Consider the following 7,302-nt stretch of genomic DNA (forward strand, 5'->3'; position numbering starts at 1 on the left):
CCCCGGTCGGCCATGGCTTCCACCGGAAGACACCCCTCGAAATGAATCTCGTCCTCGAAGTCCCTAGCGGACACCCGTCGGCCTGATCGCAGTTCCATGACCAGGTTCATGTATTCAGCCTCGTCCATCGGGCAGTTCAGATAGTCCTTTTCTTCTGGATTGTACCTAGAGGCCCAGAAGGCCCGGGACATATCCACCGACGCAGCGACCACGATCGGGGCGATTGCATCGTAAAAATAGAGGCCGACCGACCCGACCAGCCGCTCCAGACTGACCGTCAGACTCTCCGAGGCCAGAGGCCCAGCAGTCACGATGACTTTGTCGAATCCGTCCAGGACCGAGTCGTCCAGCCCGAGAACCTCCCGACGAACGATCCGTACCAAGGGCTCGGCCTCCAGCCTTGAAGTGACGTGGTTGGAAAAAAGCCTACGGTCCACCGCCAGGGCCTTGCCGGCCGGCACCACCGAAACCTCGGCCGCCTCCATGACCAGACTGCCGAGTTCGGCCATCTCCAGCTTGAGCAGGCCCACCGCGGATGTCTCCTCCCTGGAACGCAGGGAATTGGAACAGACCAGTTCGGCCAAACCCGGTTGGCAATGGGCCGGGGAGAATCGCGAAGGCTTCATTTCGAACAAGACACTTCCGATTCCCCGTCGGGCCAGTGCCCAGCAAGCCTCGCAGCCGGCCAATCCTCCTCCGACAACGGCCACTCGGGGCACTGGCCAAGGCTTGCTACCATCGTCATCGATCATGACACCTCCCCATTCACCGTTTACCATCACGGATTTACCTTTGAGCGATTATTTCTCTCTTCGCGACTTCGATCAGCGTACCTGGGGTCTCTAGCGACAAAACAAAGCACACTTCGCGGCGGAACAGGTGCCGGTCGCACACTGACCATCCGCCGACGTGTAAGGAGGACGCAATGGAAGAAAACAGTGCCGCCTTGGATTCCCTGCTACACGAAGAGCGAGTGTTCAGGCCATTGCCTCAGATGGTCATCGAGGCCAACGTCAACCCTCAGGAATACGAGGCCGCGGTCAGGAATGCCAACGAGGACCATCTGGCCTATTGGGAAGATGCGGCCAAGGAACTGGACTGGTTCAAGAAATGGAAGCAGGTCCTGGACGACTCCAACAAACCGTTTTTCGACTGGTTCCCTGGAGCCAAATGCAACATCGTCTACAACGCCCTGGACAGACACATCACAACGGCCAACAAGAACAAGCTGGCCCTGATCTGGGAGGGCGAAGCCGGCGACACCAAAAAATTTACTTACTATGAACTCTACCGGGCTGTAAACCGCTTCGCCAACGCCCTTCGCTCTCTGGGCATCAAGAAGGGCGACCGGGTCATCATTTACATGCCCCCTCTGCCCGAGGCCGTCATCTCTATGCTGGCTGTGGCCAAGGTCGGAGCCATCCACTGCTTGGTCTTCGCTGGCTTTTCGGCCAAGGCCCTGCGTGATCGTATAAACGACGCCGAGCCGCGGCTCATCATCACCGCCGACGGATTCTACCGCAACGGTCGGGCCGTCAACCTCAAGACCATCGTCGACGAAAGCCTGGTCGGAGGATGCGAGTGCGTCGAGACCATGGTCGTGGTCCACCGAGCCAATGTCGAGGTCGAGATGCAGGACTCCCGGGACATCTGGTACGACGCTCTGGTCCGCCAGGAAAGCCCGGAATCGCCCACCGAAATCATGGACGCCAACGACACCCTCTTCCTGCTATACAGTTCGGGAACTACGGGCAAACCTAAGGGTATCGTCCACGCCCACGGCGGGTACATGGTCGGTATCAACCGAAGCCTCAACTGGGTCTTCGACATCAAACCCACGGACATCTTCTGGTGCACGGCCGACGTGGGCTGGATCACGGGCCACAGCTACGTGGTCTACGGACCGCTCATTGCCGGCACGACCACCGTTCTCTACGAGGGGCACCCCCTCTATCCTCAGGCCGACCGCATGTGGGACATCATCTCCAGGTACGGAGTCACCATCCTCTACACGGCCCCAACTTTGATCCGCATGCTCATGCGCTTCGGAACCCAGTATCCCAAGAAGCACGACCTTTCGACCCTTCGTCTGCTCGGATCGGTGGGCGAGCCGATCAACCCCGAGGCCTGGGTCTGGTACTACAAGAACATCGGACGCTCCGAGTGTCCGGTCATGGACACCTGGTGGCAGACCGAGACCGGATCGTTCATGATCAGCCCCTTCCCAGTCTCCCTCTTAAAGCCCGGGTCGGTCAACAAGCCTCTGCCCGGCATTGAGGTAGATGTCGTTGACAAGGACGGACAGCCTGTTCCCCCCGGCATGGGAGGTCTCCTGGTCGTCAAGAAGCCCTGGCCGTCCATGCTCCGGGGTCTGTACAAAAACCCCGACCGATACGTCGAGACCTATTGGAGCAAGATCCCCGGAGTCTATCTGGCCGGGGACATGGCCCGCAAGGACGAGGACGGCTATATCTGGATCCAGGGCCGCTCCGATGACGTCCTGAACATCGCTGGTCACCGCATCGGTTCAGCCGAACTGGAGAGCGCCCTGGTCTCCCATAGGACCGTGGCCGAGGCTGCGGTCATCGGCATCCCCGACCCCATCAAGGGCGAGGTTGCCAAGGCCTTTGTCATCCTGAGCGAAGACGCCGGGGTCATCGAGGACCAGGACGAGCTGATCAAGGCCCTCAAGACCCATATCCGCAAGGAGCTCGGGCCCGTGGCCGTGGTCAAAAGCATCGAGATCCGGGAAAAACTCCCCAAAACCAGGAGCGGGAAGATCATGCGCCGCATCCTCAAGGCCCAGGAACTGGGCCAGGAAGTCGGCGACACCTCCACCTTGGAAGACTGAATCGGCCTTCCTCCCAGACCGTTACATGGCCGGCCCGCAAAGCCGGCCTTTTTCATTGTGTGACTTCGGCATGATTTTTTTGTCTACGGGTGAACGGTCCTTGCACATATCCAGAACTAAATGTAGGGTGCGCATCCACAAACAGGCTGGTACAGCCGGAACGAATCGTCTTTGCCTCTGATCCGTCGCATCACCTTTACGAGGAGGAAGGAATGAACTTTATCATTAGATTGTTCTGCGTCGTTGCAGCCGCGTCGTTCACGATCGGTTGCGCCAACCAAGTCCCCCATCCGGTCACCTACGAATACAGCGAGCAGCAGAAGATGCAGGCGGCCTATCACTGGGACCTCCTCGCCAAAGACGTGGCGGAAGACATCCATCAGGCCTTCATGACCAAAATTGGTTCTGTGCATTCCATCTATCTGGCCCAGAACACCTCCACCCAATTCAACAAGGCCTTCTACGAACTCTTGTCCGAGGCCTTGATCGACAGAGGCATGACCATCAAGCTCCGGCAGGACGGCTCCATGCACATCGAATACAATGTCCAGATGCTCTATCATCCCGAACGCAACAACCAGATGTCTCACGGCTGGAGGCAGACTTCCATGCCCCATAGGGAGGTCATCGTCACCGCCAGCGTCATCGACGGAAACATCTGCCTGGCCAAGGTCAACTCCATTTACTACATCAATGATCTGGACCAGGAGATGTACAGGGTACTCCGAGTTGACACCGGAGAAAAAGACTTCAGCGTGACCAACTAGCCAAACACGGAAGAACGCCATGAACATACTGAAAACGTCGGCCCTCTGCCTTATCGCCCTTATCCTGGCCGTAGGTTGCACGGCTTTGAAACGACAAAAACAAGATGTCACCGGGCCGCCCCCGGTCGATCTCATCGCCGAGGCACGGAACGCATCAGCGGACCTGACCGCCGGTCTTCTTGCCAACATGCAGCCCGATGTGCCCATCATCGTCACCAGCCTTGTCAACGTCGATAATGTCCAGGAATCCTCGCGATTCGGTCGTATCTTCTCCGAACTTTTGGCTTCCGGCCTCTCCCGTCAGGGTTTTCTGGTCAAGGAGCTTAAGATGTCCCAAAAGGACATCTTCGTCCGCAAACAATCCGGGGAATTCGCTCTCTCCCGTGATCTGCGGGACATCGCCACCAATCAGAACGTTCAGGCCGTGGCCGTCGGAACCTACGCCGTGGCCAGCAGCACGGTCTACGTCTCGGTCAGGATGATCGGCAGCGCCGACGACCTGCTCATTTCCTCGTGGGATCAGGCCATTCCTCTGGACTCCAACATCAGGGCCATGCTTCGCAAGCCCGAGGCTCCGGAAACGAGCGTCGGAAGTCTGTCCCAGACCAACTGAACTCTTTCGGCGGGCCGCCATGAAGGCGGCCCGCCACCCTCATGTCCCATTTTTCCCGTCTGGCCCTCTGCCTCGGCCCGCAGGGCCTGCAAAGGCTCATGCGCTCCTGGATCCTCGTCTGCGGTCTCGGTGCCGTGGGATCCATGGCAGTCGAGGCCCTGGTCCGATCGGGCATTGGCCGCTTGACCCTGATCGACTTCGACCGCTTCGATTCCACGAACATCAACCGCCAAATTCTGGCCCTGGACTCCACAGTCGGCCATTCCAAGGTTTCAGTCACGGCCGGCAGGGTCAGGGAAATCGCACCCGACTGTATGGTCGAACCATTAGAGATATTCCTGGACGCCGCCTCCGTGCCCTTGGTGCTCGAACGTCCGGCTGACGTCATCATCGACGCCATCGACACTGTGGCCTCCAAGACCGAGCTTCTGCTCCGATTGCAGGCATCCGGGCGGGCCGTGGTCAGCAGCATGGGTGCGGCCCTCCGCATGGATCCCACCCGGGTGCGGGTGGACGATCTGTCATCCACCCGGGTCTGTCCTCTGGCCAGGACTATTCGCAGGACTCTGGCCTCGCATGGAGTTACCACCGGCATTAGATGCGTGTTCTCCGAGGAACCCCCGATCAAATCGACCCGGCTCCCCCCCCACGAATCAAACGGACTGCTGGATGCCCCGGGACCCCGGCCTCTTGGAAGCTTCATGCCTGTCACCGCCGCCTTCGGCCTGGCCGCCGCGGCCGAGGCCATCCGGCTGATCCTGGACACCGAACCCGACAGGCCTTGAACTTCTGGACCGGCCGGTCTAGCTTGGCCGAAGAAAGAGCCGCACGATCTCCCAATCAAGGACTCAGCATGGAAACACTGCAACTTATGACTTCCCGGCGGGAGGAATTGCTGGACATCACCCCCCTGGTGCGGGAGGTGATTCGGCGCAACGGACTGGAATCTACCGTGGTGACCGTGTTCAGCCCTCACACCACAGCGGGCCTGACCATCAACGAGGGAGCCGATCCCAACGTCTGCCGAGACATCCTTGCCCACTTGAAGGTCATGGTCCCGGAGCGTGCCATGTTCCACCATGCCGAAGGCAACAGCGACGCCCATCTCAAGACGGCCCTCGTGGGTTCATCGGTGCAGGTCATCGTCCACGAAAAAATCCTCTGTCTCGGAACCTGGCAGAAGATCTTCTTGGCTGAATTCGACGGCCCCCGTCCCCGGCAATGCTGGGTTCAATGGATTCGTCAGGAGCGACCATGAAGACATTCAGAACGACCGCATGGCCTGCGGCTCTCATCGCCCTTTTTGTCCTGGCGCTGTTCGGAGCCGGATGCGCCAAGAAACAGGCCCCTCCCACGTATCGAAGTCCGGAAAAACCCCGGCTGGTGCCTCAGATCTGCCCTCCGCAGGACCAGACGCCCAGACCCGCCCCTTCAAAGCCGGCCAAGCCTCCCACGGGAAAGCCCTACGAGGTCTTCGGACAGACCTACCATCCTCTGACCGACGCCTCGGGCTACTCCGAAACAGGGGTGGCCTCCTGGTACGGGCCCAAGTTTCACGGCAAGCGTACTGCCAGCGGGGAAGTCTTCAACATGTACGAGCCGAGTTGTGCCCATCGCGTCCTGCCCATGCAGACCAAGGTCCATGTCACCAATCTTGAGAACGGAAAGACCATCATAGTCCGGGTCAACGATCGTGGCCCCTTCGCCAAGAACCGGATCATTGATCTTTCCTACGAGGCCGCCAGGCAATTGGAGATGATCGGTCCGGGAACGGCCCGAGTCAGCGTCAGAGCCGAGGGCAGATGGCCGCACGGAATCCCCGGAACCTTCTATGTTCAGGTCGGATCCTTCTCTATAAGGGCCAATGCCGGAAACTTGCGCGAGAGGCTAGCTGCCCTCGGATACTCCAGGGCCAGAATGGTCCAGGTCGTAATCGACGGGCAGACTCTCTACCGGGTCCAGGCCGGTGTGTTCACCACCCTGGAGGAAGCCGAACGGGCCAGAAATCGCCTGATGGAGATTTCCCCGTCCAGCTTCGTCATAGCGGATTGAGTTCGTTTCTGAACTTACGGGAGATGCGAAAGACCACCACCTTGCGGGGAGGCAGGGTGATGGTTTCGCTCGTCTGGGGATTCCGCCCCTTGCGGGCGTTCTTGTCGTAGGCCTCGAACTTTCCAAAGCCGCTGCTCAACAGGGCGTGGTCTTTCTTGATGGCCTTTTTAATCAGATCGAGAAGACCTTCGACCAGGGTTTTGACCTCGGCTCGGTTCTTGGTATCCAAGGTGTCATAGATGGTGTCCACGATGTCGGCCTTGGTCAGCGTCTTGGGTTCGGTCATGACTTCCTCCTTCTCGAGGGGAAACGTTTTGCTATCCCCCCAAATTCATTATTGAACGAATCTGGCACGGAAGAGAACCCATGTCAACGGCCAAAATCGACCGATCACAGACCGAATCCGCTCGGATCACGGTCCCCTTTCCTGAGCCACGCTCCCTGCGGGGGCCCATCCTACCAGTGTTCATTCCCTTCTACGGATGCCCCCGCCGCTGCGTCTTTTGTGCGCAAGACCGCCAGACTGGAACCGGATCCCCCACTCTGGACCAGATATTGGAGCGGCTCCGGTCCGATCTTGACCAGACAGGGGCTCCCATGGCCGTCGGTATCTTCGGCGGAACCTTCACGGCCCTTCCCGAGCGCTGGAGGACCGCCTTCCTGGCCTGCATCGACCCATACAAAAAAAAGGGAATCGTCACGCATGTCCGCTGTTCGACCCGGCCCGACACCGTGTCCATACGGGAACTTGAGCGGATGCGAAAAATGGGACTGGACATGGTCGAATTCGGGGCCCAAACATTTGACGATGACTGCTTATCTCGCTCGAATCGAGGCCACGGCCGATCCGAAATCCTGGCCGCCTGCGCCATGGTCAGGCAGGCGGGACTTGAACTCGGCCTACAACTCATGCCCGGCATCCCGGGGCAAACTCCGGACGGATTCCACCGGGATGTTGATCAGGCCATAGCCCTCGGGCCCGATATCGTCCGCCTCTACCCATGCCTGGCCCTCAAAAA

General features: G+C 59.3%; 9 protein-coding genes. 7 read left to right on the forward strand and 2 right to left on the reverse strand.

Going from position 1 to position 7,302, the window contains the following annotated elements:
- Positions 1–752 (reverse strand): methylenetetrahydrofolate--tRNA-(uracil(54)-C(5))-methyltransferase (FADH(2)-oxidizing) TrmFO (locus EOM25_10830; protein ID NCC25670.1); only part of this gene is annotated, 752 nt, incomplete at its 3' end.
- A 173-nt stretch (positions 753–925) separates the two neighbouring features.
- Between EOM25_10830 and acs the strand changes: the two genes are divergently transcribed.
- The 6 genes from acs (at position 926) to EOM25_10860 (ending at position 6,283) form a co-directional block, all read left to right on the forward strand.
- The gene (gene acs / locus EOM25_10835; protein NCC25671.1) at positions 926–2,851 is read left to right on the forward strand and encodes an acetate--CoA ligase; all 1,926 of its coding nucleotides are present in this window, start codon (positions 926–928) and stop codon (positions 2,849–2,851) included.
- 212 nt (positions 2,852–3,063) lie between these two features.
- Positions 3,064–3,618 (forward strand): hypothetical protein, encoded by a 555-nt coding sequence (locus EOM25_10840; GenBank protein ID NCC25672.1) that lies wholly within the window; start codon positions 3,064–3,066, stop codon positions 3,616–3,618.
- A gap of 19 nt (positions 3,619–3,637) precedes the next feature.
- A complete protein-coding gene (locus EOM25_10845) occupies positions 3,638–4,231 on the forward strand; it encodes a hypothetical protein (protein ID NCC25673.1) in 594 nt (197 codons plus the stop codon).
- 41 nt (positions 4,232–4,272) lie between these two features.
- Positions 4,273–5,016 carry a tRNA threonylcarbamoyladenosine dehydratase gene (locus tag EOM25_10850; protein NCC25674.1) on the forward strand — a complete coding sequence of 248 codons (744 nt, stop codon included), beginning with the start codon at positions 4,273–4,275 and terminating at the stop codon, positions 5,014–5,016.
- A 68-nt stretch (positions 5,017–5,084) separates the two neighbouring features.
- Positions 5,085–5,489: a YjbQ family protein gene (locus EOM25_10855; GenBank protein ID NCC25675.1), complete on the forward strand. Its 405-nt coding sequence runs from the start codon at positions 5,085–5,087 to the stop codon at positions 5,487–5,489.
- On the forward strand, positions 5,486–6,283 hold the full coding sequence (locus tag EOM25_10860; protein NCC25676.1) for a septal ring lytic transglycosylase RlpA family protein: 798 nt from the start codon (positions 5,486–5,488) through the stop codon (positions 6,281–6,283). The genes EOM25_10855 and EOM25_10860 overlap by 4 nt, the downstream gene beginning before the upstream one ends.
- On the opposite strand, the gene EOM25_10865 is transcribed toward EOM25_10860, so the two are convergent.
- A complete protein-coding gene (locus EOM25_10865; GenBank protein ID NCC25677.1) occupies positions 6,270–6,569 on the reverse strand; it encodes an integration host factor subunit alpha in 300 nt (99 codons plus the stop codon). The two genes, EOM25_10860 and EOM25_10865, sit on opposite strands and share 14 nt — an antisense overlap.
- Positions 6,570–6,649: 80 nt before the next feature.
- Here EOM25_10865 and EOM25_10870 point away from each other — a divergent pair.
- Positions 6,650–7,302 (forward strand): radical SAM protein (locus EOM25_10870; GenBank protein NCC25678.1); only part of this gene is annotated, 653 nt, incomplete at its 3' end.

Source organism: Deltaproteobacteria bacterium, from assembly GCA_009929795.1.
In the GTDB taxonomy this organism is placed as follows: domain Bacteria; phylum Desulfobacterota; class Desulfovibrionia; order Desulfovibrionales; family Desulfomicrobiaceae; genus RZZR01.